This is a genomic window from Methylobacterium sp. JK268, from assembly GCF_054052225.1.
This window is the reverse complement of sequence record NZ_JBSVZN010000008.1, coordinates 1-26383: the sequence shown is the minus strand read 5'-3', so window position 1 is coordinate 26383 and position 26383 is coordinate 1. Positions and strand designations below refer to the sequence as shown.

The window sequence follows — 26383 nt, the reverse complement described above, 5'->3', positions numbered from 1 at the left end:
CGGGGCGCCCGCACCCCTTTCGACGCCTGAACGACCGGTTGGACGTCGAACACGGGATCCCCTCTCCCGGGTGGGAGAGGGGTAGGGGTGAGGGTGGCTCGGGTTCAGCAAGAAAACGGAACCGTGCCGGTGGCGGCTCGACGCTCAGAGTTCAATCCTGAGACCGAGCCACCCTCACCCCTGGCCCCTCTCCCACTCGGGAGAGGGGAACCGCGCCCGACCTCGGACCGCAGGGTCAGGACGGGACGTGTGAGCGCGCGGGACAGCTCGGGTGAGTGACGTCCCGCGCCCATCGATGGGGAGCGCGCCCTACGCGCCGCCGCACTTCTTGGTCTTGGTGTTGTAGTTGCCGCAATTCAGCTTGACCCAGTCGGCCTCGAGATCCTTGGAGCCATCGAGTTCCTTGGACCACGCGTCGCCCGGAACCAGGCCCTCGGTCTTCCACACCACGTCGAACTGACCGTCACCCTTGATCTCGCCGATGAAGACCGGCTTGGTGATGTGGTGGTTGGGCAGCATCTCCGAGGTGCCGCCGGTCAGGTTGTCCTGCTTGGTGCCCGGGAGCGCCGCGATGACCTTGTCCGGATCGGTGCTGCCGGCCTTCTCCACCGCCTTCACCCACATGTTGAAGCCGATATAGTGGGCCTCCATGGGGTCGTTGGTCACCCGCTTCGGGTTCTTGGTGAAGGACTGCCACTCCTTGATGAAGGCCTTGTTGGCGGGCGTGTCGATCGACTCGAAGTAGTTCCAGGCCGCGAGGTGGCCGAGCAGCGGCTTGGTGTCGATGCCCGCCAGCTCCTCCTCGCCCACCGAGAAGGCGACGACCGGGATGTCCGTGGCCTTGATGCCCTGGTTGGCCAGCTCCTTGTAGAACGGCACGTTGGCGTCGCCGTTGATGGTCGAGACGACCGCGGTCTTCTTGCCGGCAGAGCCGAAGGTCTTGATCGCCGCGACCCGGGTCTGCCAGTCGGACTGGCCGAACGGGGTGTAGTTGATCGAAATGTCCTCGGGCTTCACGCCCTTCGCCTTGAGGTAGGCTTCGAGGATCTTGTTGGTGGTGCGCGGATAGACGTAGTCGGTGCCCTCCAGCACCCAGCGCTCGACCTTCTCCTCCTTCATCAGGTAGTCGACGGCCGGGATCGCCTGCTGGTTCGGGGCGGCGCCGGTGTAGAACACGTTCCGCTCGCTCTCCTCGCCCTCGTACTGGACGGGGTAGAACAGGATCGAGTTCAGCTCCTTGAAGACCGGCAGCACGGACTTGCGCGACACGCTGGTCCAGCAGCCGAACACGGCCGACACCTTGTCCTTGGAGATCAGCTCGCGCGCCTTCTCGGCGAAGAGCGGCCAATTCGAGGCCGGGTCAACCACGACCGCTTCGAGTTTCTTGCCGAGAATGCCGCCCTTCTTGTTCTGCTCGTCGATGAGCATGAGCATGACGTCCTTCAGCGTCGTCTCGGAGATCGCCATGGTCCCCGAGAGCGAGTGCAGGATGCCGACCTTGATCGTCTCCTGCGCCGAGGCGGCCGTCGAAGCGAGCGCGCCGAGCGCGAGACCGCCTGCGACGGCCGCGCGCGAGAGCAATGCCTTCCAGGACATCGTGGTGTCTCCCCTGTGCTTCCCCAACCTGCGTGAGGTCGCGCTGCCCGCGGCAAACGATGTGCCAAATGGAAAGGCCCCCAAGGCCTAGTTCGAACGGGATGAGGAGCCGAGAAAGCTTGGCCGATTCGCAACCTGCAGCGAAAGCGAGCAGGTGCGCGCGGCAGTCCCGCCGAAATCGACGCCACTTTGCCCGCTTCCGCAGCAGGCGCGTTCCTGCGGCTGCGCGTCCCGCGCGAGCGCCCTAGCTTCACCGCCGGAGGTGGCGCGGATGATCGAGGATCTCTGGTACAAGAACGCGGTGATTTACAGCCTGTCGGTCGGCACCTTCATGGACGCCAACGGCGACGGGATCGGCGATTTCTCCGGGCTGGAGCGGCGCCTCGACTACCTCGTCGGGCTCGGGGTGACGGCGCTATGGCTCGCCCCGTTCCAGCCCTCGCCCCTGCGCGACAACGGCTACGACGTCAGCGACTATTACGGCGTGCATCCGCGCTACGGCACGCTCGGTGACTTCGTGGCCTTCACCCACGCGGCCAAGCAGCGGGGCCTGCGGGTGCTCATCGATCTCGTGGTCAACCACACCTCGGACCGGCATCCCTGGTTCCAATCGGCCCGCCAGGACCCGGACTCGCCCTACCGCGACTGGTACGTCTGGTCGAAGACGAAGCCCGCCAACGCCGAAAGCGGGGTCGTCTTCCCGGGGGTGCAGACCTCGACCTGGACCTACGACCGGGCGGCGCGCGCCTACTACTTCCACCGCTTCTACGACTTCCAGCCCGACCTCAACACCGCCAACCCGGCGGTGCAGGCCGAGATCCTGAAGATCATGGGGTTCTGGATCCAGCTCGGCGTCTCGGGCTTCCGCATGGACGCGGTGCCGTTCGTGATCGCCGAGAAGGGGCCGGAGGTGACGGGCGCGCCGAAGGAGCAGTTCGGCATGCTGCGCGACCTGCGGGAGTTCCTCCAGTGGCGCCAGGGCGACGCCATCATCCTGGCCGAGGCCAACGTCGTGCCGCGGCAGGACCTGGATTATTTCGGCCAGGACGCCGACCGCATGCAAATGATGTTCAATTTCCAGGTGAATCAGGGCCTGTTCCACGCGCTCGCGACCGGGACGACGGAGCGCCTGGTCGCCTGCCTGGAGAAGACCCGGCCGCGGCCGGCCGCGGCGCAATGGGCGCAGTTCCTGCGCAACCACGACGAACTCGACCTCGGCCGCCTGCCGGACGCGGAGCGGGAGGTGGTCTTCGCCGCCTTCGCGCCCGACGAGGACATGCGGCTCTACGGCCGGGGCATCCGCCGCCGCCTGCCGCCGATGCTGGGCGGGGACCGCCGCCGGCTCGAACTCGCCTACAGCCTGATGTTCACGCTGCCGGGCACGCCGGTGCTGCGCTACGGCGACGAGATCGGCATGGGCGACGACCTCTCGCTGCCCGAGCGCGACTGCGCCCGCACGCCGATGCAGTGGTCGGACGAGCCGGAGGCCGGCTTCACCCTGAGCGAGCGGCCGGTGCGGCCGGTGATCGCCTCGGGCCCCTACGGATTTCCGCACGTCAACGCGGCGGCGCAGCGCCCCGACCCGAACTCGCTCCTCAACTGGATGGAGCGCATCATCCGCATGCGCAAGGAGGTGCCGGAGATCGGCTGGGGCGATTTCGTGGTGATCGAGACCGGCGCCGAGAGCGTGCTGGGCCTGCGCTACGACTGGCGCAACAACGCGGTGCTGTGCCTGCACAACCTCGCGGCGGAGCCGGTCGAGATCCGGTTCGCCACCGGCCTCGACGGCGAGGGCCGCCACCTCATCGACCTCCTCACCGGCCAGCGCAGCCGCGCGGACGAGAAGGACCGCCACTGCGTGCTCCTCGAGGGCTACGGCTACCGCTGGTACCGGGTCGGCGGGCTCGATTATCTCCTCAAGCGCAGCGAGGTGTGAGTGTGCGAGGTCTGCGTGTGCGAGGTCTGCGTGTGACATGGCGGGCGCCGTTGCGTAGAAGCCCGCCATGGCTCCCGTCGTCCGCTTCGCGCCCTCCCCCACGGGCTTCCTCCACATCGGCAATGCCCGCCCGGCCCTGTTCAACGCGCTGTTCGCGCGGCGGGAGGGCGGCACCTTCGTGCTGCGCCTCGACGACACCGATACGGCGCGCTCGACGGCGGAGTTCGCCGCGGCGATCGAGGAGGATCTCGCCTGGCTCGGCATCCGACCGGACCGGGTCTACCGCCAGTCCGACCGCGTGGCGCTCTACGACGCGGCGGCGGACCGCCTGCGCGCGTCCGGCCGGCTCTACGCGGCCTACGAGACGCCCGACGAGCTGGAGCGCCGCCGCCGCCGCCAGCTCGGGCGCGGCCAGCCCCCGGTCTACGACCGCGCCGCCCTGCGGCTCACCGACGAGGAGCGGGCCGCCCTCGAGGCGGAGGGGCGGCGGCCGCACTGGCGCTTCCGCCTCGATCCCGGCACGGTCGCCTGGACCGACCTCGTGCGCGGCCCCTGCCACGTGGACGCCGAGTCGCTCTCTGACCCGGTGCTGGTGCGCGAGGACGGCAGCTACCTCTACACCCTCCCCTCGGTGGTGGACGACGCCGAGATGGGCATCACGCACGTGATCCGCGGCGAGGACCACGTCACCAACACGGCGGTGCAGATCCAGATCTTCTCCGCGCTCGGCGCTCCCGTCCCGGTCTTCGCCCACCACAACCTGCTGACCACGGCGAGCGGCGAGGGTCTGTCGAAGCGGCTCGGGCACCTGTCCCTGCGCGGGCTGCGCGAGGACGGCTACGAGCCCGGCGCCGTGGCGTCGCTGGCGGTGCTGACCGGCTCGGCGGAGGCGGTCCGGGCCGTCGCCGACCTCGACGAACTGGCGGGCCTCCTCGACCTCGCGCATGTCTCCCGCGCGCCGGCCAAGTTCGACCCCCAGGACCTCGACCAGCTCAACGCCCGCATCCTGCACGCGATGCCGTTCCCGGCCGCGGCGGGGCGGCTCGCGGCACTCGGCATCCCCGGGGAGCGTGCGGAGGCGTTCTGGTCCGCGGTGCGGGCCAATCTGGGAAAGTTCGACGAGGCGGCGGCGTGGTGGCGCGTCGTCACCGGGCCCGTGGTTCCGGTGATCGCCGATCCGGCTTTCGCGGCCCGTGCCGCGGACCTGCTCCCGACGGAACCCTGGGACGCGACGACCTGGAAGGCCTGGAGCGAGGCCGTGAAGGTGGCGACGGGGCTCAAGGGCAAGGCCCTGTTCCTGCCCCTGCGCCTCGCCCTGACGGGGCTCGACCACGGCCCTGACCTCGCGGGCCTGCTGCCGCTGATCGGGCGCGAGAGGGCCCTGCGGCGGCTCCGGGGCGAGGGGTAGAGAGCGACGCGAACAGCTTCCTCTTCAGCTGAACACTCATGGAGGACACGATAGTCCTCATGCTGAGGTGCTTGCGCAGCAAGCCTCGAAGCACCCCTGACGATCAATCCAAGACAAAGGCGCCTTGGACATCCTGATCCGGTGTGCTTCGAGGCTCCTTCGGAGCACCTCAGCATGAGGAATTTCGTGTCCTCCACGAGCGTTCAGCCAAAGATGTGTCGAGCGAAACAGTGTGCCATTGTTCCTCCGCTGGGGAACGCGATCGCAGCGGGCCTCAGGAGCCTCCACCCCAGCCCAGAGCCCGGCTGATCGCGTCCGCGGTCGCCCGCACGTCGTCCGCCAGCGCCGCCAGCCGCGCCTCGTCGAGGTACTGCACCGTGCTCGACACGCTGATCGCCGCCGCGATCGCCCCGCTCGCCCCGCGGATCGGCGCGGCGACGCAGCGGACGTCCGGCTCGTTCTCCTCCTCGTCCCGGGCGATGCCCTCCCGGGCGTAGGTCCGCATGCGAGCGAGCCAGGATTCGAGGTCGGGCGCGCGCCGCCCGCCGCGCGCCGCGCCCACCCCGAAGAAGCCCCGCCAGCCCGCCTCGTCGAGGCCGAGGATCAGGGCCTTGCCGAGGCCGGTCGACCAGACCGGCTGGCGCTCGCCCACCCGGGAACTGATCTCGATCCGCCGCCGCCCCGGGATCTTGTCGAGATAGAGCGCGAGGCCGCCGTCGAGGACGCCGAGGTGGATCGTGTCCTCGCAGGTCTCGGACAGCCGCTCGAGATACGGTCGCGCCACGCGGGTCAGCACCACCGATTGCTGGGCACGGAAGCCCAGTTCCAGGAGCTTCGGCCCGAGGCTGTAGCCCTCCCGCGGGACGAAGTTCAGGTACCGGCGCTCGACCAGCGCCCCGGCGAGCCGATGGGTCGTGCTGCGCGTCGTGCCCAGCGCCGCCGACAGGGCCGCCAGATCCGTCGCCCCCGCCGCCACCGCCTCCAGCACGTCGAGGCCCCGCAGCAGCGTCTGGCTGCCCGTCGGGCGCTCCGCGATTGACGCCTTCGCGTCCACCCGCCTATGATCCCACATAAAGAAACATGATCCCATTATATGGGATTTTGTGGCGGCCGCAACGGACGTCGGGAGGAGGAGGCGGCCACGATGCCGCGGCGGGCCGGCCTCGATCCGGCGCCGCGCTCCAGGGCCCGGTGGCCGGGACGGCCGCGCCGTCATCCACCACCGAGGACATCGTCCCATGAAGCTGCTGCGTTACGGACCCGCCGGCCAGGAGAAGCCCGGCCTCCTCGATGCGGAGGGCCGCATCCGCGACCTGTCGGGCCATATCGCCGATATCGGACCCGACGCGCTCTCCCCCGCCGGGCTCGCCAGCCTCGCGAGGATCGCGCCCGACTCGCTGCCGGTGGTCGACGGATCGCCGCGCCACGGCGTGCCGGTGGCGGGCGTGGGCAAGTTCATCGCCATCGGGCTGAACTACGCCGACCACGCCGCCGAATCGAACCTGCCGATCCCCAAGGAGCCGGTGGTCTTCACCAAGGCGATCAGCTCCCTGCACGGCCCGAACGACACCGTGATGCTGCCCCGCGATTCGGTGAAGGGCGACTGGGAGGTCGAGCTCGGCATCGTGATCGGCCGGCGCGCGTCCTACGTCGAGCTGGCCGAAGCGCTGGACTACGTCGCCGGCTACTGCGTGGTGAACGACGTCAGCGAGCGCGAGTACCAGATCGAGCGCGGCGGCACCTGGGACAAGGGCAAGGGCTGCGACACGTTCGGGCCGGTCGGCCCTTGGCTCGTCACCGCGGACGAGGTCGGCGACCCGCAGAACCTCGACATGTGGCTCGACCTCAACGGCAAGCGCATGCAGACCGGCAACACCCGGACGATGATCTTCAGCTGCGCCGAGATCGTGTCCTATGTCAGCCGCTTCATCACCCTGATGCCGGGCGACATCATCACCACCGGCCCCCCCCCGGGCGTCGGCATGGGGATCAAGCCCGAGCCGGTCTTCCTGAAGGCCGGGGACGTGATGACGCTCGGCATCGAGAAGCTCGGGGAGCAGCGCCAGGACGTGGTGGCGTGGCGGCGGCAGGAGGGATGAGGCGATGACGAACGCCAACCGCTTCCAGGGCCGGCGCGCCATCGTCACGGGCGGCGCCTCCGGCATCGGGCTCTGCGCCGCGGCGCGGCTCGCCGCCGAGGGCGCCGCGGTGAGCCTCTGGGACGTGAACGCGGAGGCGCTCACCCGCGCCAAGGCCGGGTCCGGCGCCGCCGACACGCAGGCCATCGACATCACCGACGCGGCCGCGGTCGAAGCCGCCATGCAGGCGAGCGTGGCGGCGCTGGGCGGCCTCGACGTGCTGGTCTGCAGCGCCGGCATCACCGGGCCCAACGGCCCGGTGCGCGACTATCCGGTCGACGCCTGGAAGCACGTCTTCGACGTCAACGTCCACGGGCTGTTCTACTGCAACCGGGCCGCCGTGCCGGTGATGGAGAAGACCGGCTACGGGCGCATCGTCAACGTGGCGTCGATCGCCGGCAAGGAGGGCAACCCGAACGCCTCCGCCTACAGCGCCTCGAAGGCGGCGGTGATCGGGCTCACCAAGTCGCTCGGCAAGGAACTGGCGAAGACCGACATCCGGGTGAACTGCGTGACCCCGGCGGCGGTGCGGACCGCCATCTTCGACCAGATGACGCAGGAGCACATCGACTTCATGCTCTCGAAGATCCCGATCGGGCGGTTCGGGACCATCGACGAGGTCGCGGCGCTGATCTGCTGGCTGGCGAGCGAGGAGGTCTCCTTCACGACCGGCGGCGTCTTCGACGTCTCGGGCGGCCGGGCGACCTACTGAGACGCGCCCTCCCCGCGCGGCGCCTCACCCGGGAGTGGCGCCGCGCGCAGGATCGTGTATAGGAACCGAACCCTGCCGGCGGACGGCGGGGCTTTTTCGCTTCGGGCGACCGCGCTGGACGACATCCCGGCCCGGCCGAACCCGAGGCGGGTGCGGCCGCTGAGGGCCGTGTCCCATTCCACACCCTGACAGAAGGACACGCGATGTCGATCACGGCGGAGCGCAAGACCGCGCTCATCAAGGAACACGCCCGCGGCGGATCCGATACCGGCTCGCCCGAGGTGCAGATCGCGATCCTCACCGAGCGGATCGCCAACCTCACCGGGCACTTCAAGACCCACACCAAGGACAACCACTCGCGCCGCGGCCTGCTCAAGCTGGTCTCGCAGCGCCGGTCGCTCCTCGACTACCTGAAGCGCAAGGACGAGGGGCGCTACCGCACCCTGATCGAGCGCCTCGGCATCCGCCGCTAAGGCGCTCCAACGCGGTCCGGCCCTGCCGGGCCGCGTTTCCGCTTCCGGGATCGAGCGATCCGGGAAGCGCGGCGCACGGGGCCTCCGAGGCTTCGGCGCTCCCCGAGTGGGCCGGAATGGGTCCGGCCGCTCCCCCTCCGGGGATCCTGAGGCGTGATCGCCAGGGCAGGATCGCCAGGGGCTCAAGGCCGCCCGCCGGAGCCCCTCGCCGTCTTGCACTGGCGCCGCCCCGCCCCGGACGACCGCATGAAGGCATGACGACATGTTCGACGTACAACGTGAAGAGCTGCTCTGGGGTGGACGCAAGCTGGTGCTGGAGACCGGCAAGGTCGCCCGCCAGGCCGACGGGGCCGTGCTCGCCACCTACGGCGAGACCACCGTTCTCGCCACCGTGGTGTCGATGAAGGAGCCGAAGCCCGGCATCGACTTCCTCCCCCTCACCGTGAACTACCAGGAGCGGGCCTACGCGGCCGGCCGCATCCCCGGCGGCTACTTCAAGCGCGAGGGCCGGCCCTCCGAGAAGGAGACCCTGGTCTCCCGCCTGATCGACCGCCCGATCCGCCCCCTCTTCGTCGAGGGCTGGCGCAACGACACCCAGGTCGTGGTGACGGTGCTCTCCCACGACCTCGAGAACGATCCCGACATCGTCTCGATGGTGGCGGCCTCGGCCGCCCTGACCCTGTCGGGCGTGCCCTTCATGGGCCCGATCGGCGCCGCGCGCGTCGGCTACGTGGGCGGCCAGTACAAGCTCAACCCGCTCGTGCAGGAGATGGAGGAGTCGAGCCTCGACCTCGTCGTCGCCGGCACCGACGCGGCCGTGCTGATGGTCGAGTCCGAGGCCAAGGAACTGGCCGAGGACGTGATGCTCGGGGCCGTGATGTTCGGCCACAAGCACTTCCAGCCGGTGATCGAGGCGATCGTGCGCCTGGCCGAGAAGGCCGCCAAGGAGCCCCGCGACTTCCAGCCGACCGACCTCTCCGAGGTCGAGAAGGCGGTGCTGGAGGTCGGCGAGGCGGAGCTCCGCGAGGCCTACAAGAAGACCGTCAAGCAGGAGCGCTACGCCGCCGTCGACGCCGTTAAGGCGAAGGTGATGGCCGCCCTCGTTCCCACCGAGGGCGAGGCCCGCTTCGAGCCCGAGAAGGTCAAGGCCGCCTTCAAGGAGGCCCAGTCGAAGGTGGTCCGCTGGAACATCCTCGACACCGGCTCGCGCATCGACGGCCGCGACGTGCGCACCGTGCGCCCGATCCAGTCGCAGGTCGGCGTGCTGCCGCGCGCCCACGGCTCCTCGCTGTTCACCCGCGGCGAGACCCAGGCCCTGGTGGTGGCGACGCTCGGCACCGGTGACGACGAGCAGTTCATCGACGCGCTCGAAGGCACCTACAAGGAGACGTTCCTCCTCCACTACAACTTCCCGCCCTATTCGGTGGGCGAGACCGGCCGCATGGGCTCCCCGGGCCGGCGCGAGATCGGACACGGCAAGCTCGCCTGGCGCGCCGTGCACCCGCTCCTGCCGCCGAGCCACGAGTTCCCCTACACGATCCGCGTCGTGTCGGAGATCACCGAGTCGAACGGCTCCTCGTCGATGGCGACGGTCTGCGGCTCGTCGCTGGCGCTGATGGATGCGGGCGTGCCGCTCCGCCGCCCGGTGGCCGGCATCGCCATGGGCCTGATCCTGGAGGGCGAGCGCTTCGCGGTGCTCTCCGACATCCTGGGCGACGAGGACCACCTCGGCGACATGGACTTCAAGGTGGCCGGCACCGAGGAGGGAATCACCTCCCTCCAGATGGACATCAAGATCGCCGGCATCACCGAGGAGATCATGCGGGTCGCCCTCGACCAGGCCAAGGAGGGCCGTGCCCACATCCTCGGCGAGATGGCGACGGCGCTAACCGCCGCCCGGCCGGAGCTCGGGGAGCACGCCCCGCGCATCGAGACCATGCAGATCCCGACCGACAAGATCCGCGAGGTCATCGGCACGGGCGGCAAGGTCATCCGCGAGATCGTGGAGAAGACCGGCGCCAAGATCGACATCCAGGACACGGGCATCGTGAAGATCGCCTCGGCCGACGGCAAGGCCATCAAGGCGGCCTATAACTGGATCCGCTCGATCGTGGCGGAGCCGGAAGCGGGCATGATCTACGACGGCACGGTCGTGAAGACGATGGAGTTCGGCGCCTTCGTCAACTTCTTCGGCGCCAAGGACGGCCTCGTCCACATCTCGGAACTCGCCGCCCAGCGCGTCGCCAAGGTCACCGACGTGGTGAAGGAGGGCGACAAGGTGAAGGTGAAGTTCCTCGGCCAGGACGACCGCGGCAAGATCCGCCTCTCGATGAAGGTCGTCGATCAGCAGACCGGCGAGGACCTCTCCGAGAAGCTGAAGGCCGAGCGCGAGGCCGACCGCAGCCGCGAGCGGCAGCCGCGCCACACCGCCGGCGAGTGACGGCCGGGCGGCCAGCGGCCGCCCACCCCCGAAATGCCGAGCGCGGCCCGCGAGGGCCGCGCTTTTTCGTTCGCCACCTCCGCATCGGCCGGATGGCCGCAGTACCGGAACGGCGCCGCTTCTCTCGCGTTCGCCCGTCATCCCCCGACGAAACGGACCAGAGGAGCCGATCGATCATGTCGAACGCGATCACCGACGTCTTCCACGGCGACGTCAACCTGAGCACGAAGGAGCGCGCGATCTCCGTGGTGCTGGGTCTGGGCCTCGCCGCCGCGGCGGCGCAGCCGCGCCCGAACAAGTGGCTGAGCCTCGCCGTGCTGGTGGGCGGCGCCATGCTGGCGATCCGCGGCGCCACCGGCCACTGCGCCGCCAAGGCGCTGCTGGAGCACCAGCCGGGCCGCGGCTACGAGGTCTGACCGGGGCCGGACCGGCCCGTTGCACCGAAGGGCGCCCCGCGGGGCGCCCTTCCCGCGTCAGGACTCGGTCGTCAGGGCGACGCCGCCCAGCTGCAGGGCCACCGAGCGGTCGATGTGCTCGCGCACGGCCGCGAGCCGCGCGTCGATGGCGAGGCGCCGCGCCTCCTCCTCGCCGTGGATCGAGACCGAGAACTTGCGCTGGATCTTGCGGCCCTGGGCATCGTCCCAGTAGGCCACCCAGAACGCCGTCCCGCTCGCCTTGCGGATGAAGCGGGAGACGCCCGGTAGACCGGAGCGGCAGTTGCGGCGGGGCCGCAGGCGGCGCATCAGCGCGAGGCTCTCGCGGTCGGTCGCGGCCTCGCCCGGGCCGAGGCGCGCGGCCTTCTCCATCAGCTCCGCGCCCGGGTCCCGCGGGCGCGCGGCATCCGGCGATGCGTCGGAGCGGACTGCAGCGCCCGGGGCACGGGGACGTCCGGGAGACGCCTCGTGAGAGGAAGGACGAAGGGCCATTCGGGGTCTCCGCACAGATCGCCCGGTCGTGGCCGGCGGCGATCCTGGTCCAGGGGTTTCGTGCGAGGGGCTCGATCACGAAACCCGCGGAGGCCCGCGGGGTGAGGCGGAGGAGAGACTTCGGGCCCACGCGAGCGCCTGGGGATGCGGGGCCGGACGATGCCAGACCGTGCGGTCGGGTGCCGCGAGGGTGAGAAGGGCGGGCGCCACGGCCGCGCCGCCGCCCGCGGCCTCCAGGTGGCTGCGCTCGTCGTCGCTCAGGACGACGCTGAGGACCGCCCAGGTTTGGTTATCGCCGTGGTGGCGCTGCGCCGCCGCCGCGTGGCCGGGCGGAAAGCCGATCGGCAAGCCGGACCAGCCGTCGAGCGCCGAGGCCAGCGCGCCGAGCAGGAAGATCAGCTTGATGATCAGAGATGTGCGGCGCACCGGCTGCATTCGTCCGCGGTCAGGATTTGGTTCTATCGCCGGTCGCCGGATGGCATCAAGTCACCCGCTCGGATTATCGGTCTGCCGGCGCGATGATCCAACGTGAAAACCCCGCCGGCGCGGGCAACGCGCCGACGGGGTGTGGCCGAGGGGAAGCTCGGAGGGCCGATTGCCCGGTGTCAGTAGGTCGTCGTGGTGCGGCGGCCCTGGATGAAGCCCCAGATCCCCAGCACGATCACCGCGCCGACGACCGAGGCGATCAGGCCGGCACCCTGGTTCGGTCCGTACCAGCCGATCGCCTGGCCCAGGAACGTCGCCACGAAGGCCCCGACGATCCCGAGGATCGTGGTGAGGATGAAGCCGCTCGGCTCGTTCGGGCCGGGCATGATGAACTTGGCAATGACGCCGGCGATGAAGCCGATGATGATGGTCCACAGGATCGACATGGAGGGTGCGCCTTTCGGCCTGGCTTCGCGTTATCCCAGCAACGCGCGGGTGGCCGGAGGGTTGCGTGGCCATAAGCTTGTCCACAGCGTTCCGGCCGGGCCTTTACGGCGCCCGGTCCCCCGCGGCATGAGGCAGGGTGCGCCGCGGCGGCCACGCGCGTGCCGCTGGGGGAGCGCAGGGACGAGGACGATCGCATGAGCATCCAAAGGATCGAGACCGGCGCGCGGATGAGCCAGGCCGTGATCCACAACGGCACCGTCTACCTCGCCGGGCAGGTCGGCGAGGGGCCGGACGTGGCCGCGCAGACGCAGGCGGTCCTCGGCGAGATCGACGCGCTGCTCGCCCAGGCCGGCTCCTCCAAGGAGCGGATCCTGTCGGCGACCATCTACCTCGCCGACATGGCCGGTTTCGCGGACATGAACCGGGTCTGGGACGCCTGGGTGGCGCCCGGTCACGCGCCGGCCCGGGCGACCGTGGAGGCCAAGCTCGCCGGCCCGCAATACCGCGTCGAGATCGTGGTCGTGGCGGCGGTCGGAGCCTGACGATGGCGGGACCGCTCCTGCGCCGCGCGCTGCTCGCCGCCGGCCTCGTCGCCCTCGCCGGGTCGGCCGCGGCGCAGGAGCGGGTCGTCAACATCTACAACTGGTCGGACTATATCGACCCGAAGATGCTCGACGCGTTCACGCGCGAGACCGGCATCAAGGTCGTCTACGACACCTACGACACGAACGAGGTGCTGGAGACCAAGCTCCTCGCCGGCAAGTCGGGCTACGACATCGTGGTGCCCTCCGGGCCGTTCCTGCAGCGCTTGATCAAGGCCGGCGTGTTCCAGCCCCTCGACAAGGGCCGGTTGCCGAACCTGAAGAACGCCTGGCCGGAGGTCGCGGCGCGGCTCGCCGTCTACGACCCCGGCAACGCCTACGCGGTCGACTACATGTGGGGGACGACCGGGATCGGGGTGAACACCGCGCTGGTGCGCGAGCGGCTCGGCCCGAACCAACCCCTCAACACCTGGGACATCGTCCTGCGGCCGGAGCTGATCGCCAAGCTCAAGGATTGCGGCGTGACGATGCTCGACGCACCGGAGGACCTGTTTCCGAACGTGCTGGCGGCGCTCGGGCTCAAGCCCGATTCCAAGCGCGTCGACGACCTGAACCAGGCCGGCGAGGCCCTCTTCCGCATCCGCGGGGCGGTCCAGAAATTCCACTCCTCGGAATACATCAACCAGCTCGCCAACGGCGACGTGTGCCTGTCGGTCGGCTATTCCGGCGACGTGCTCCAGGCCCGCAAGCGCGCCCAGGAGGCTAAGAACGACGTCGAGATCGCCTACCTGATCCCGCAGCAGGGCGCCCTGATGTGGTTCGACTCCTTCGCGATCCCGAAGGACGCCGGCCACCCGGCGGAGGCGCACGCCTTCATCGACTTCATGCTGCGGCCCGAAGTGGCGGCCGCCAACACCAACTTCGTCTCCTACGCGAGCGGCAACCTGCCGGCGAAGGCCCTGGTCAAGCCCGAGATCCTCTCCGACCCCGGCATCTACCCGGACGAGGCGACCTTCCGGCGGCTCTTCACCAACACCGCCTACGACGACCGCACCCAGCGGGTCGTGACCCGTCTCTGGACGCGCGTCCGCACGGGGAAGTGAGCCGGCGCGGGCGTTCCGCCCGCCTCCCGCGCAGCGCCGCGATGCCCTAAGCTCGGGCGCGACACCGCCCCGGGGGAGACCGCGCGTGAACGTTCTCGTCGTCGACGATCATCCGATCGTCCTGCAGGGCTGCCGGCGCGTGCTGGAGGATGCCGGCGTCGAGACCGTGCACGAGGCGACGGGAATCGTGGCCGGCTACCGCAGCTTCCGCCGCCACCGCCCGGACGTCGTCGTCGCCGACCTGACCTTCCAGGGCGCCTCCCTCAAGGGGCTCGACCTGATCCGCCGCATCCGGGCGGTGGCGCCGGACACCCGGATCCTCGTGTTCAGCATGCACGACGACCCGGTGATCGTGGCCCGCGCCCTCGACAGCGGCGCCATGGCCTACGTCCTCAAGGACACGGCCTCGGTGGAACTGCACCGGGCCTTCGAGCGGGTCCAGGCCGGCGAGCCCTATCTCGACCCGGCCCTGGCGGCCGAGGTCGCCCTCCTGCAAGCCGCCCCCCGGCCTGACCCGCTCGCGGACCTCACTCCGCGCGAGCGGGAGGTGCTCGCGCTCCTCGGCGCCGGGCAGTCGCACGGGGCGATCGCCGCGGCGCTCGGGGTCACCTACAAGACCGTGGCCAATACCTGCTCGCAGTTGCGCCACAAGCTCGGCGCCCGCACCCTGGCGGACCTGCTGCGCATCGCCGTCGACGCCGCCTCCTGAGCCCGGCCGCAGCATCCGCAACGGAAGCCCGGCATCGCCTTCGAACATCAGTCACCGCAAGAAAAACATCCCCACGACCCCCCTCAATTCCCACGATCAATACTGTATTTTTTGCAGACATTCCCTGATCACATTCCTGCCAAGATCCGCCCTATGTTGCGGCTCCTCAACGAATCAAAACGGGAATGCGAAATGGTTTTCAAGGCCAAGCTGGCGCTCATCTGTCTCGCCGCGGCTTCCGGCTTCGGTGCGTCGCTACAAGCCAGCACGCCTGCCCTGGCACAGTCCGGGGCCGCCTCGTGGTACGGCCCGGGGTTCCAGGGCCGGCGCACCGCCAACGGCGAGCGCTTCAACACCCACGCCTTCACGGCGGCCCATCGCAGCCTGCCCTTCGGCAGCCGGGTGCGGGTCACCAACACGGCCAACGGCCGCTCGATCGTGGTGCGCATCAACGACCGCGGGCCCTACGTGGGCGGCCGGGTGATCGATCTGTCCCAGGCCTCCGCGCGGGCGATCGGCATCCACGGCGTCAGCCGGGTCCGTCTCAGCCGCCTCTGAGGCACACCGCCCGCGTTGTTCCGCGCGGGATCGAGCAGTCGACGGCAAGTTCCGCGACTGCAAGCGGAACTCTCCGGCCACAGTCGAGGTTGAAGACAGGACAAGCTTCAACAGTCAGACCTGTGTCCGGAGAGGGGTTCCATGCCGTCGAACCGTTCGAGCGCGGCCGCGCCCCAGCGCGGCCTGATCCTGGCGCTCCTCTCGGGAGGCCTGCTCGCGGCGTCCCCGGGCACGGGCCGGGCCGCGGACGGGATGGACTTCTTCCAGACCCTGTTCGGCGCTCCGGCGGCGCGGACCGCGGCCCCCGCACCCGCGCCGGCCCTGGCGCCGGTGGAGGACTACGCCGCGCCCCGCCTGCGCCGCCGCTGGGCGGGCCGCAGCCGGGCCGAGACGCGGGCGGCCCTGCGCCACCGCACCCGCTACGCCGCCCTGCCCAAGGCGGCCGAGGTCGAGAAGGCCGGACCGCCGGCACCGGCCGAGCGGATCACCAGCCCGTCGGAGGCGCGGGCGGCCCTGCTGCGCGACCCGACCCTGCGCTCCGGCGACATCGTGATCATGCCCGAGGGCCCGCGCGTCTTCATGGGCGAGAGGGGATCCCTCACGCATCGCGCGAGCGAGTTCGAGGACGTGCGCCAGTCCCGGGCGGTCGACGCCCGCACGCGCCGCGACCTCCTGGCGATGACGGCCCCGATCGGCGCCCTTCCGGCCGACGAGGCCCGCAAGCTCATGACGCGGCTGATCCGGCGCGGCCCGCAGCCGTGGAGCGAGCCGCCCGCGCCGCGGACCGAGACCGCCATGCGGGTGATCTACCCGTCCCGCTGAACCCGGCTCCAGCGACGCCCTGACGCAGTGCGGCAACGCGGCGGTGGGATCGCCCACCGGAAGTTGCGTTCGGAAACGTCCCGCTTGCTAGGGTCGGGGCCCCGCGGTCCCGAGCGGCCGCCTCGCGTCAGGGTTCCTCGATGGTGAAATGGGTGCCGGTCTTGGCCGCCGCGGCGTTCCTCGCGGCGTCACCCGCCTCGGCGGCGGATGGGGGACAGCTGGTCGCGCAGTGCAAGAGCCTCTTGCGCAGCGCCAAGCCGCGCGGCAGCGACCTGGAGTACCGGCAGGATCCCGATACGGTCAGCTGCTACGCGTTCATGAGCGCGGTGCAGAACCTCGCCGCCGTGGCCGAGCGATCCGACGCGCCCCCCCTCCTCGGCGCCTGCCTGCCGCCGAACGGCACGCTGCTCCAGCTCGTGCGCACCGTCGTGTCCTACGGCGGGGCGCATCCGCCGAGCCTGCGCGAGCCGGCCGGGGTCCTCGCCCTGCTGGCGCTGCGCGACGCCTATCCCTGCGAGCGCAAGGGCTGAGCCCGGATCGCGGCGGGGCGCCGGAAGTTCCCCCGCCGCGCCGGACTTTATGTGCGGCAGCGCGCCTTGTCGCCCCGGCGGCCGCGCCTCATCTGGTTTACCCCGCCGGAGTATCGCCCCGGCGCGGCAGCCGGAGGACGCGAATGGCCAAGGCCGACAAGCACCACATGGGTCCCGGGACGCAGGGGAAGGGATCGGGCTCCGGCGCGATGACCGAGCTGCCGGAGGGCATCCTCCCGGAGAACATGGTTCTGAGCAACCGCGACAAGTCCCGCCACAGCGACCAGCGCGGCCTCGACAGCAAGCACGTGCAGACCGAGCAGTACCAGGACCACGCCGCCAACCGCCGCGACTTCGACGAGAGCGGCGCGCCGCGCGCCGGGCACGCCACCGGCGGCGACAACACCAGCGGCACCGGGGCACCGATGACCACCGTCTCGGGCGACGACAGCAGCCTCACGAGCCGGCAGCACCGCCGGCCGTCGGACTGATCCCGCCTCGCTCCCGGGGGCGGATCCGCGCGCCTCGCCGGATCGACCGGCGGGAGCGCCGCCCGCGAGGCAACCCGCGGCCTCGCGCCATGCTTCGGGCGGATGCCCGCTCCCCGTCCCGCCGGCATGGTCGCGCAACCGGATCTCGGGCAGAACCGGCGCAACAGGGCGCTCGGGAGGGGCCGTGGGACTGGTCTACGCGCTCTGCGCCACCATCACCTGGGGACTCGTGGTGCCCCTGCACTTCCGTCTCCTGGGCGCGCTACCACCCTGGGCGATCCTGGCCCACCGCATCCTCTGGTCGAGCCTGTTCGTGGCGGCGCTCCTCATCCTGATGCGTCGGCGGCGGCGGCCGCTCGTACCGGGCCGGCGCCACGCGCTCCTGGCGCTGTCGGCCCTGCTCATCGGCATCAACTGGAGCCTCTACCTCTGGGCGGTCCAGAACGGGCACCTGATCGAGGCGAGCCTCGGCTACTTCATCAACCCCCTGATGGCCGTGGCGCTGGGCGCCCTGGTGCTGCGCGAGACGCTGCGCCCCCTCCAGGCCGTCGCGGTCGGGCTCGCGGCCCTCGGGGTTTGCGCCGCGCTGGTGGCGGCCGGGACGCTGCCCTGGCTCGCCCTCGCCCTCGCCACGACCTTCGCGGTCTACGCGCTGATCCGCAAACTCGTGCCCATCGACCCGATCCTGGGCTTCGGCGCCGAGACGCTCCTTCTTCTGCCGGCGGCGCTCGCGGTCCTGACCCTGGCGGTTCCGGCGGAGACGGGACCCGGCCTCGACCGGGGAACGCTGGCCCTGCTGGTGCTCACCGGCGTGACGACCTCGCTGCCGCTGATCTGGTTCGCGGCCGCGGCGGCGCGGCTGCCGCTCACGACCCTCGGCCTGATGCAGTACATCTCCCCCAGTTGCACGCTGGCCCTGAGCGTCCTGGCCTTCGGCGAGACGCTCGAACCCGGGCGCGCCGCCGTCTTCGGCACGACCTGGGCCGCGCTCGCCCTCTACGCCTTCGACATGGCGCGGCCTCGGCGGCCGGCCGCCGAGGCCGCCCCGGAAAGCTGTCCGGGCTGAGGCCCCTCAGCTCCGCCGCGGCCGGCGCGCGCGCTTGCGCGGCGGCGCCGCGGCCCGCTGCATGCAGGTCATGTAGATCTGGCGGCCGATCGCGTAGGGCCCGAGCCCCTGCGGGTCCGGCGCGGTGAACACCTGCGCCTTGGCCTCCTGGCGGCAGGCCGCGTCCTGCGGGCCGGCGATGGGCTGCGCCCGCGCCGTCGCGCCAGCGGCCAGGGCGAGGCCGAGCAGCAGCATTCCACCCGCGACAGCCCGCACGGCGTCCCCTCCCCCGGCGCGGTCCGGCGCCGCGCTCCGGCGGCCATTGGCGGTGCGGAGCGGGCCCGGATCAACCCCGACGGGCCGCCGGGACGAGGTTCCCCACAGGATGCCTCAGACGACCAGGAGTTGCGAAAGACGCCTTTACACCTGGCCCGTCCCGTTCTACCCGCCGGCTCATGACCGACATCCGGGAGAAGCTCGCCTTCCTGTACGCGGAGGGCGGCCTCGCCGCCGTCGCCGCGAAGGCGGCGGCCGCCGCCTACGACCGCAGCCTGCGCCGGCTGCTGCCCCAGGCCGATCCGATCCTCTGGGCCGGGCTGCGGACGGGCGACCACCGCGCCTGGGGCGACGCGGCGCTGCCCGCCTTCCTCGTGCGCCAGGACATCCCGGGCTACGAGGAGGGGCTGGTGCGGGCGCTGCGCGCCCATGTCCGGCCCGGCGAGGCCGTGACGGTCGTGGGGACCGGCAGCGGCATCACCACCGCGGCGGCGGCCCTGGCGGCCGGCCCCGGCGGCACGGTGACCGCCTACGAGGGCGACCCGCGCGGCATCGCGGCCACGCGGCGCACGCTGGAGGCGAACGGCGTCGCCGCGCGGGTCCGGCTCGTCCACGCGGTGGTCGGCGCGCCCGTGCGCGTCTACGGCGCGGGCGCGGCCGCGTCCCTCGTCGCCCCCCGCGACCTGCCGCCCACCGACGTCCTCGAACTCGACTGCGAGGGCGCCGAACTGGCCGTGCTCGACGGGATGACGCTTCGTCCGCGGGTGATCGCGGTCGAGTCGCATGGCTGCTACGGCGCTCCCACCGCCGCGGTGCGCGACCGCCTCGAGGGCCTGGGCTACGCCGTCACCGATTCGGGCTGGGCGGAGCCGCGGCTCGAGCGGCTCTGCCGGGAGGGCGACATCCGGGTGCTGGTGGCGACCCGCGAGGGCGGCCCCTGAGGGTGGTCAGGGCCGCAGGGCGCCGACCGCCTCGACGTAGACCGCGTAGACCGAGGTGCTCGCGGTCATGAACAGCCGGTTGCGCTTGCGGCCCCCGAAACAGAGGTTGGCGCAGGTCTCCGGCAGGTGGATCTTGCCGATCAGGTCGCCGCTCGGCGCGTAGCAGCGCACGCCGTCCTCGCCCGGATCGGCCCAGCCCATGCTGCACCAGACGTGGCCGTCCTCGTCGACGCGCACCCCGTCGGTGAAGCCGGGCGCGAAGTTCTCGGCGAAGACCCGGTCGCCGGTGAGGCGCTCGCCCTCCACCGTGAAGGCGCGGATGTTGGAGCGGCCGCCATGGGTGATGCCGCTGTCGACCACGTAGAGGATCCGCTCGTCGGGCGAGAAGGCGAGGCCGTTCGGCCGGTCCAACCCCTCGGTCGCGACGCTCGCGCGGCCGCTCCCGGGATCGAGGCGATAGACCCGCCGCGGCAGTTCGGCGGAGGCCCGGTGGCCCTCGTAGTTGCCGTCGATCCCGTAGCCCGGATCGGTGAACCAGACCGCGCCGTCGGACGCCACCACGACGTCGTTGGGCGCGTTCAGCGGCTTGCCGTCGAAGCGGTCGATCAGCACCGTGATGCTGCCGTCGTGCTCGGTGCGGGTCACCCGGCGGGCGTCATGCTCGCAGCTGATGAGCCGGCCCTCGCGGTCGCGGGTATTACCGTTCGAGTAGTTGGAGGGCGTGCGGAAGACGCTGACGTGCCCGTCCTCCTCCAGCCAGCGCATCATCCGGTTGTTGGGGATGTCGCTCCAGACGAGGTAGCCGCCGTCGCGGAAGTAGACCGGCCCCTCCGCCCAGCGGAAGCCGGTGGCAATCCGCTCGATCGCGGCGTTGCCGACCTTCGCGGCGAAGCGCTTGTCGAGGCTCTCGACGCGCGGGTCGGGGTAGCGGGTGCCGGGCAGGTTGCCGAGGGGCAGCCTGTCGGCGCGGGCGGCCCGGGGAGCCAGGGTCGAGGCGGCCGCGAGCGCGGCGGCGCCCGACAGGACGTCGCGTCTTCTCATGTCGTTTCCTCCCGTCCTTCACGGACGCACGGGAGGATAGGGCGGCGGCGGGTTCTGTCGCGCATCCGGTGCCCAAATGCGACGCGCTTCACCCCCGCGGGGCCGCCTCTCGTCACCGCAACCTCGCGGCGTCGAGCGCCACGCCGAGCCGTCCGCGCAGCGATAGCCGGAGTCCTCCCGCGTTCGCGGCGCGATCGCGCGAAGATGGGCCGGCCTGAATTCGGAAGGCCCTGGCTTAACCTGCCGAGGCTAGTCCGGCCTGCTGAATGGCGTCACAACAATCGGCTATCGTAGACCTTCTCGTTACTTGGTCGGAAGCCGCCGCCCGCGCGGCTTCATCGGCCTCGTGTCGGGAGTGCGGGGCACCCGAACTGCTGTGGCTCCTGAGTTCGCACCGAGTCGCTGGCCATGGCGCATCGAGCGAGATCCTCCCCGTGAGCGATGCTTCCGAGCCGGACGGTGCAGCCTCTCCCCGAGGACGGACCGGCCGGGCCAGCCTCGACCCGCTGTTGACACTCCTCCCTTTCCCCATCCTCGTCGGGGATCCGGCGGGGAGATGCCTGTTCGGCAATCCGGCGTTCCAACGCCTGGCCGCCCGGACCGCCACCGAGCTTCTCGGCGACGGATGGCAGGACGCCATCGATCCGGAGGACCGCGCGCGCGCGGCCGCGGCCTGGCGGGAGGCCATCGCCACCACGGAGCCGCTGGAGATCGAGGTTCGGCTTCGGAGCGCGACCTCTCCTCCGCGCTGGTTCCTGATCCGCGGCGCGCCCATCCGGACGGATGGCCGCGTCGATGGCTGGATCAGCGCCTTCATCGACGTCGACGACCGCAGGCTGCGGGTGCAGATCGCGCAGGCCGAGCAGGCCTGGACGCGGACGGCCCTGGACGACAGCGAGGCGCGCTACCGCTCGATCTTCGAGAACGCGGCCGTCGGGATCGCCTGCATCGACGTGGCCCGCGGGCGGTGGACCGCCGTCAACGACACGTTGTGCCGCCTGCTGGGATTCCCCCGAGAGGACCTGCTCGCCCAGCCGATCGAGAGGTTCGCCCACCCGGCCGACATCGACCTATTCCGCCGCCTCGCCGCCGGGGAGGGGCCGCGTTCCTCCGCCGACATCCGCCTGATCCACGAGGCCGGTGAGATCGTGTGGACGCGCCTGACGGCCTCCGCCGTGACCGCGACGGACGGATCCGCACCGAGCACGATCCTCGTCGTGGAGGACATCCGCGAGCGCAAGGCGCGCGAGGCCGAGGTCGCCGCCGAGGCCGCGGACCAATCCCTCCTCCTGGCCATCTCGGACGGGATTCGGACGCTCGACGATGAGCGGGCGATGATCGCCCTCGCCTGCGGCCTGCTGGGCGCGCATCTCGGCGTCCATCGCCTGACCTACGCGACCCTCGGCGAGGACGATTCGCTCGCAGCGTGGCACGCATGGTGCGCGGATCCCGCCTCGCGCGCGGCGATGGGGCTGGACACCCGCGTGCGTGCGCGGCTCGACGCGCTTCGCCGCGGTCAGGTGATCGCCCTCGCCGACGACCCGCCGCGCGCGGCGGCGGGAGCCGGTCGCGGCGCGGGCGAGGCCGGGCCGGGCTCGACGACGCTCTGCATCCCGCTCCTGCAGGACGGCGACCTGCGCGCGGTCCTGATCGCGGAGGCGAGCCTCGACCGGCCCTGGAGCGCGTCCCGGACGGCCCTGCTCGTGGATGTCTGCGAGCGCGTCTGGGTCGCCGCCGCCCGCGCCCGGGCCGAGGCGGCACTGATCGCCAGCGAGGCGCGGCTGCAGCGCATCGTCCGCTCCGGCATCGTCGGGGTCGGCTTCGGCGATGTCGACGGGACCGTGACCGAGGTGAACGACGCCTTCCTCGCCATCATTGGCCGGTCGCGCGCGGAATTCGACGCGAGGCGCATCAACTGGCGTACGCTGACCGCCCCGGGCGACGCGCCTCGCGACGAGGTGGCCGTGGCGGAGCTCCTGCGTGACGGGATCTGCCGCCCGTACGAGAAGGAGTACGTCCTGCCGGCCCGGCGCGTGCCGGTTCAGGTCGTGATGGCCGCCCTCGATCCGGAGCGCGATCGCGCGAAGCACGTCGCCCTCATCGTGGACCTGTCGGAACTTAAGGCCGCGCAGGCCGCCCTCGCCGAGAGTCACGCGCGGCTGGAGCAGCGGGTCGTCGAGCGCACCGCCGAACTCAGCCTCGCCAACGAGCGCCTGCGCGTCGAGGTGCGCCGCCGCGCCGCCGTCCAGGCGGCTCTCCTGCAGAGCCAGAAGCTTGAGGCGCTCGGCCACCTGACGTCGAGCGTCGCGCACGACTTCAACAATATCCTCGCCGCGGTGCTCGGCGGGTTCGGCCTGATCGAGAAGCACGCCGCCGACCCGCGCCTGCTCGGCGTGGCCCGGGAGGGCGCGAAGGCCGCCGAACGCGGCGCCTCGCTGATCCGCCAGCTCCTGGCCTTCGCGCGCCAGCAGACCGTCCAGACGACCGTGGTCGACCTGACCACGCTGCTCGCCGAACTGCGCCCGCACCTGCTGCACGTGGTCGGCGAGGCCGTCACCGTGGTCATGGAGATCCCGGAGCTGCTTCCGCCCGTTCGAACCGACCCGACGCAGCTGCACGCCGCGCTGCTGAACCTGGCGGCGAATGCGCGCGACGCGATGCCGGGCGGCGGGACCTTGCGGGTCCGCGCCTCGACGGTGGCCGGCGACGCCGCCGAGCGGCCAGCCGAGCTGGGGGACCGTCCCGCCATCGCCATCCAGGTCTCGGACACGGGACAGGGCATGGCCCCGGCCGTCCTGCAGCGGGTGATCGAGCCGTTCTACACGACCAAAGGCCCGGGCAGGGGCACGGGCCTCGGCCTCGCGATGGTCCAGGGATTGATGCTGCAATCGGGCGGCGCGCTGCGGATCGCGAGCGCGGAGGGACGGGGAACGCAGGTGTCGCTCTTCCTCCCGGCCGCCGAGGCGGTGCGGGAGGACGAGCCCGCGGTGGAGCGCGAGGAAACGCGCGAGCATGCCGGCGGCCGCGCCCTCATCGTCGAGGACGATGCCGGCGTGCGCGCCGTCGTCGTCGCGCAACTCGAGGATTGGGGCTACGCCGTCCTCCACGCGGAGACCCCGGCGGACGCGGTCGCGCGCGTGGACGATTGCCGGGACCTCGCCTTCGCCGTCGCCGACTACACCCTCGCCGGCCCGGACGGGGCCTCGATCGCCGCCGCCCTGCGGCGCCGGCGCCCGGACCTGCCGATCCTGTTCATCACCGGCCGGGGCGACCTCGCCGCCACCGAGGGCGAGTGGCTGCTGCGCAAGCCGTTCTCCGCGGACGCGCTCTCGCGCTGCCTCCTCGACATGCTCGAGCACGCCGCGTCCCGGGCGCAGACCGAGGCTACCCTCGACCGGCTCGCCCGACGCATTCGCTCCGAGCCCCTGCGGGTCGCCCTCGCGGCATGGCGGCAGGCGCGGGGCGAGAGGCGCCTGCCCCATCCCGACGCGATCGGACTGGGTCCCGAGGCGCTGGCCTGGACCGCCCGCATCGAGGTCGACCAGGGACGGCTGCCCGTGGCGTTCCGGATCGCGGCGATCGGCGATGCCCTCGCGGGGCGCGCGCAGGCGCCGCTCACGGGGCAGTCGGTCACGCTGCTCGGCAGCGACGACGAGGACCGGCAGGAAGGGGCCTACCGCCGCTGCGTCCGGCTCGGCAAGCCGACCTATGAGTACGGGCGCTACGGGTTCGGAGACGGGGACCGGACCACCTTCGAGCGCCTGCTGCTGCCCTGCGCGACGGACGGGCGGACGATCGACACGCTGGTGTCGACGGCCCACCTGACCGATTCCGCAGCGTCATCGGCCTGAGGCGGAACCATGAGCGACCTGGACTTCGACCGTCCCGACCTCGCGCGCGCCGTCGAGGGTCTCGGCCCGGACGGGATCGACGCGCTGCCCTTCGGCGTGATCCGTCTCGATCGCCAGGGGATCGTGTGCCTCTACAACGCGACCGAGCGCGCGCAATCCGGCTCCGGCGCGCATCCCCGCCTGGGGCGGCACTTCTTCAGCGAGGTCGCGCCCTGTATGGACGACGACCGGTTCCGAGGCCGGATCGAGCGGGCACGGGCGGCGGGAACCCTGGACCTGGAATTCACCCACGTGGGCGACTTCTCGGACCGGGAGCGCGAACTGACCGTGCGCATCCAGTCGTCCCACGACGGCGGCGTGTGGATCTTCCTGCGCCGCGAGGGATGACACCCCGGTTTGACGAAAGGGTCCCGGGTCGCCGCTGACCCGCGAGACGGGTCGTCGGCTTTGCGCTCGGTAAAGCGGCGACGCCGAGCGGGTCCTGGAACTCAGGTTGGAGGCGCCCTCCTTGAGGAATCGTGGCGCGGCCGGCGGCGACGCTGCCGCCCTCCTCCTCTATCCCGGCCGGTGCCGGGATCGCGCGTCCCTCAGGACGCCAGGCCCCGCGAGAACTCGCGCACCTGACGGGCCGATCCGTTAACCCGCTGCGTCGAGGCGGCGATCCGGCCGACGCTGTGCGAGATGTCGGAGACCGCCGCGGTCATCGCCTGCATGTTGCCCGACATCTCCTGGGCCACCGCGGCCTGCTGCTCGACCGAGGACGAGATCGCGGCCGAGATCGCGTTGACCTCGCCGATCGTCGCGCCGATGCCCGAGATGGCGGTGGCGGCGTCCCGGGCGGCGCCCTGGGCCTGGGCGATCTGTGCCCCGATGCTCTCGGTCGCCTTCGCGGTCTGGGCCGCGAGGTTCTTCACCTCGGCGGCGACCACCGCGAAGCCGCGGCCGGCCTCGCCGGCGCGGGCGGCCTCGATGGTGGCGTTGAGCGCCAGCAGGTTGGTCTGGCTCGCGATGGTGTCGATGAGGTCGACCACCTCGCCGATGCGCTGTGCCGCCGCGGCGAGCCCCCCGACGACCACCGAGGTCGCGTTGGCCTGCTCGACGGCGCGGCCGGTGACCCGCAGCGCCCGCTGGACCTGCTGGCTCATCTCGCCGACCGAGGCGGCGAGTTCCTCGGCGCCCGCGGCCACGCTCTGGGCGTTGCCCGAGACCTGCTCGGAGGCGCTGGCGGCGCCGACCGCCTGCTGGGACGCTTCGGCGATCGAGGTCGCGATGCTGTCGAGGTCGCCGTCGATGGCCCTATGCAGCCGCGCCCGCTCCAGGCGCTCGGTCACGGCGGCGGTGATGTCGGTGGCGAACTTGACGACCTTGACGAAGCGGCCCGAGGCGTCCGCGATCGGGTTGTAGGTGGCCTGGATCCAGACCTCGCGTCCTCCCTTGCCGAGCCGCTTGTACTCGGCCTGCTGGAACTCACCCCGCCCTAGGAGGTGTGGACTCTTGGGGTTCCCTTGGCGAGTCCTGCGTGATTCAAGGCTGCTTTTTGGAGGGCAGCCTTGGGCGTTCTGGATCGTCTCGTTCTCAGCGATACCCAATGGGAGCGCATGGCTCCCCTGATCATCGGCCGGCCGGATCAGCGCGGCTCGACGGGTCGCGACAACCGCATGTTCGTGGAAGGTGTGCTCTGGATCGTGCGCACCGGCGCGCCGTGGCGCGACCTGCCCGAGGCGTTCGGCGAGTGGAACAGCGTGTTCCGCCGCTTCAGCCGCTGGAGCCAGAAAGGCGTGTGGTGGCGCCTCTTCGAGGCCATGGCCGACGATCTCGACTTCGAGTACCTGATCGTCGACTCCACCATCGTACGCGCTCACCAACATGCGGCGGGCGCGAAAAAAGGGGGTCTGATCATCCCGCCCCATCCGATCAGGCGCTCGGCCGGTCCCGCGGCGGCCTGAGCACCAAGATCCACTTGGTCGTCCGC

The 26383-nt window shown here is 71.4% G+C and carries 26 protein-coding genes and 1 pseudogene; 19 read left to right on the top strand and 8 right to left on the bottom strand.

What is annotated here, in order from left to right:
• Window positions 1-309: 309 nt before the first annotated feature.
• Entirely contained in the window at window positions 310-1596 is a 1287-nt protein-coding gene (urtA, locus tag ACW9J6_RS10045) for an urea ABC transporter substrate-binding protein (protein WP_457116328.1), read from the bottom strand.
• Window positions 1597-1867: 271 nt separating this feature from the next.
• Here urtA and ACW9J6_RS10040 point away from each other — a divergent pair, with 271 nt between their 5' ends.
• Window positions 1868-3532: an alpha-amylase family protein gene (locus ACW9J6_RS10040; RefSeq protein WP_457116327.1), complete on the top strand. Its 1665-nt coding sequence runs from the start codon at window positions 1868-1870 to the stop codon at window positions 3530-3532.
• 67 nt (window positions 3533-3599) lie between these two features.
• Window positions 3600-4940 carry a glutamate--tRNA ligase gene (gene gltX / locus ACW9J6_RS10035; protein WP_457116326.1) on the top strand — a complete coding sequence of 447 codons (1341 nt, stop codon included), beginning with the start codon at window positions 3600-3602 and terminating at the stop codon, window positions 4938-4940.
• 274 nt (window positions 4941-5214) lie between these two features.
• Here gltX and ACW9J6_RS10030 read toward each other — a convergent pair whose 3' ends face one another.
• Window positions 5215-5994 (bottom strand): IclR family transcriptional regulator, encoded by a 780-nt coding sequence (locus ACW9J6_RS10030; RefSeq protein WP_457116325.1) that lies wholly within the window; start codon window positions 5992-5994, stop codon window positions 5215-5217.
• A 184-nt stretch (window positions 5995-6178) separates the two neighbouring features.
• Between ACW9J6_RS10030 and ACW9J6_RS10025 the strand changes: the two genes are divergently transcribed.
• The 5 genes from ACW9J6_RS10025 to ACW9J6_RS10005 all read left to right on the top strand — a co-directional run bounded on the left by ACW9J6_RS10025 (window position 6179) and on the right by ACW9J6_RS10005 (window position 11119).
• Entirely contained in the window at window positions 6179-7039 is an 861-nt protein-coding gene (locus tag ACW9J6_RS10025; RefSeq protein ID WP_457116324.1) for a fumarylacetoacetate hydrolase family protein, read from the top strand.
• Between the two features lie 4 nt (window positions 7040-7043).
• Window positions 7044-7790 carry an SDR family NAD(P)-dependent oxidoreductase gene (locus ACW9J6_RS10020; RefSeq protein ID WP_457116323.1) on the top strand — a complete coding sequence of 249 codons (747 nt, stop codon included), beginning with the start codon at window positions 7044-7046 and terminating at the stop codon, window positions 7788-7790.
• Window positions 7791-7993: 203 nt separating this feature from the next.
• Window positions 7994-8263: a 30S ribosomal protein S15 gene (gene rpsO / locus ACW9J6_RS10015; protein ID WP_457116322.1), complete on the top strand. Its 270-nt coding sequence runs from the start codon at window positions 7994-7996 to the stop codon at window positions 8261-8263.
• Window positions 8264-8525: 262 nt separating this feature from the next.
• Window positions 8526-10703: a polyribonucleotide nucleotidyltransferase gene (gene pnp, locus ACW9J6_RS10010; RefSeq protein ID WP_457116321.1), complete on the top strand. Its 2178-nt coding sequence runs from the start codon at window positions 8526-8528 to the stop codon at window positions 10701-10703.
• 176 nt (window positions 10704-10879) lie between these two features.
• Entirely contained in the window at window positions 10880-11119 is a 240-nt protein-coding gene (locus ACW9J6_RS10005) for a YgaP family membrane protein (protein WP_457116320.1), read from the top strand.
• Between the two features lie 57 nt (window positions 11120-11176).
• On the opposite strand, the gene ACW9J6_RS10000 is transcribed toward ACW9J6_RS10005, so the two are convergent.
• From ACW9J6_RS10000 to ACW9J6_RS09990, 3 genes are all read right to left on the bottom strand, one after another.
• Window positions 11177-11509: an AP2/ERF family transcription factor gene (locus ACW9J6_RS10000; RefSeq protein ID WP_457116319.1), complete on the bottom strand. Its 333-nt coding sequence runs from the start codon at window positions 11507-11509 to the stop codon at window positions 11177-11179.
• A 195-nt stretch (window positions 11510-11704) separates the two neighbouring features.
• Window positions 11705-12064: a hypothetical protein gene (locus ACW9J6_RS09995; protein WP_457116318.1), complete on the bottom strand. Its 360-nt coding sequence runs from the start codon at window positions 12062-12064 to the stop codon at window positions 11705-11707.
• A 170-nt stretch (window positions 12065-12234) separates the two neighbouring features.
• Complete coding sequence (locus tag ACW9J6_RS09990; protein WP_457116317.1) at window positions 12235-12501, bottom strand: GlsB/YeaQ/YmgE family stress response membrane protein; 267 nt, start codon at window positions 12499-12501, stop codon at window positions 12235-12237.
• A gap of 195 nt (window positions 12502-12696) precedes the next feature.
• Between ACW9J6_RS09990 and ACW9J6_RS09985 the strand changes: the two genes are divergently transcribed.
• The 8 genes from ACW9J6_RS09985 to rarD all read left to right on the top strand — a co-directional run bounded on the left by ACW9J6_RS09985 (window position 12697) and on the right by rarD (window position 18323).
• Entirely contained in the window at window positions 12697-13044 is a 348-nt protein-coding gene (locus tag ACW9J6_RS09985; protein WP_457116316.1) for a RidA family protein, read from the top strand.
• Between the two features lie 2 nt (window positions 13045-13046).
• Window positions 13047-14147, top strand: a complete 1101-nt coding sequence (locus ACW9J6_RS09980) for a polyamine ABC transporter substrate-binding protein (protein WP_457116315.1) — start codon at window positions 13047-13049, stop codon at window positions 14145-14147.
• A gap of 85 nt (window positions 14148-14232) precedes the next feature.
• A complete protein-coding gene (locus tag ACW9J6_RS09975) occupies window positions 14233-14856 on the top strand; it encodes a response regulator (RefSeq protein WP_457116314.1) in 624 nt (207 codons plus the stop codon).
• A 192-nt stretch (window positions 14857-15048) separates the two neighbouring features.
• The gene (locus tag ACW9J6_RS09970; protein WP_457116313.1) at window positions 15049-15414 is read left to right on the top strand and encodes a septal ring lytic transglycosylase RlpA family protein; all 366 of its coding nucleotides are present in this window, start codon (window positions 15049-15051) and stop codon (window positions 15412-15414) included.
• A 141-nt stretch (window positions 15415-15555) separates the two neighbouring features.
• Complete coding sequence (locus ACW9J6_RS09965; RefSeq protein ID WP_457116312.1) at window positions 15556-16236, top strand: hypothetical protein; 681 nt, start codon at window positions 15556-15558, stop codon at window positions 16234-16236.
• Window positions 16237-16376: 140 nt separating this feature from the next.
• Window positions 16377-16766: a Rap1a/Tai family immunity protein gene (locus ACW9J6_RS09960; protein WP_457116311.1), complete on the top strand. Its 390-nt coding sequence runs from the start codon at window positions 16377-16379 to the stop codon at window positions 16764-16766.
• Between the two features lie 143 nt (window positions 16767-16909).
• Complete coding sequence (locus ACW9J6_RS09955) at window positions 16910-17257, top strand: hypothetical protein (RefSeq protein ID WP_457116310.1); 348 nt, start codon at window positions 16910-16912, stop codon at window positions 17255-17257.
• Between the two features lie 184 nt (window positions 17258-17441).
• Complete coding sequence (gene rarD, locus ACW9J6_RS09950; protein WP_457116309.1) at window positions 17442-18323, top strand: EamA family transporter RarD; 882 nt, start codon at window positions 17442-17444, stop codon at window positions 18321-18323.
• Window positions 18324-18329: 6 nt separating this feature from the next.
• Here rarD and ACW9J6_RS09945 read toward each other — a convergent pair whose 3' ends face one another.
• Window positions 18330-18578 carry a hypothetical protein gene (locus ACW9J6_RS09945; protein WP_457116308.1) on the bottom strand — a complete coding sequence of 83 codons (249 nt, stop codon included), beginning with the start codon at window positions 18576-18578 and terminating at the stop codon, window positions 18330-18332.
• 179 nt (window positions 18579-18757) lie between these two features.
• On the opposite strand from ACW9J6_RS09945, the gene ACW9J6_RS09940 reads away from it, so the two are divergent.
• Window positions 18758-19519: a 50S ribosomal protein L11 methyltransferase gene (locus ACW9J6_RS09940; protein WP_457116307.1), complete on the top strand. Its 762-nt coding sequence runs from the start codon at window positions 18758-18760 to the stop codon at window positions 19517-19519.
• Between the two features lie 6 nt (window positions 19520-19525).
• On the opposite strand, the gene ACW9J6_RS09935 is transcribed toward ACW9J6_RS09940, so the two are convergent.
• Window positions 19526-20560, bottom strand: coding sequence for an SMP-30/gluconolactonase/LRE family protein (locus ACW9J6_RS09935; RefSeq protein WP_457116306.1), 1035 nt, complete (start codon window positions 20558-20560; stop codon window positions 19526-19528).
• Window positions 20561-21069: 509 nt separating this feature from the next.
• Between ACW9J6_RS09935 and ACW9J6_RS09930 the strand changes: the two genes are divergently transcribed.
• Both ACW9J6_RS09930 and ACW9J6_RS09925 read left to right on the top strand, forming a co-directional pair.
• Window positions 21070-24411 (top strand): PAS domain S-box protein, encoded by a 3342-nt coding sequence (locus ACW9J6_RS09930; protein WP_457116305.1) that lies wholly within the window; start codon window positions 21070-21072, stop codon window positions 24409-24411.
• Between the two features lie 9 nt (window positions 24412-24420).
• A complete protein-coding gene (locus ACW9J6_RS09925) occupies window positions 24421-24798 on the top strand; it encodes a PAS domain-containing protein (RefSeq protein WP_457116304.1) in 378 nt (125 codons plus the stop codon).
• 200 nt (window positions 24799-24998) lie between these two features.
• On the opposite strand, the gene ACW9J6_RS09920 is transcribed toward ACW9J6_RS09925, so the two are convergent.
• On the bottom strand, window positions 24999-26000 hold the full coding sequence (locus ACW9J6_RS09920) for a methyl-accepting chemotaxis protein (RefSeq protein WP_457116303.1): 1002 nt from the start codon (window positions 25998-26000) through the stop codon (window positions 24999-25001).
• Between ACW9J6_RS09920 and ACW9J6_RS09915 the strand changes: the two are divergent.
• A pseudogene (locus tag ACW9J6_RS09915) lies at window positions 25962-26383 on the top strand (IS5 family transposase); the annotation flags it as partial. The gene ACW9J6_RS09920 and the pseudogene ACW9J6_RS09915 sit on opposite strands and share 39 nt — an antisense overlap.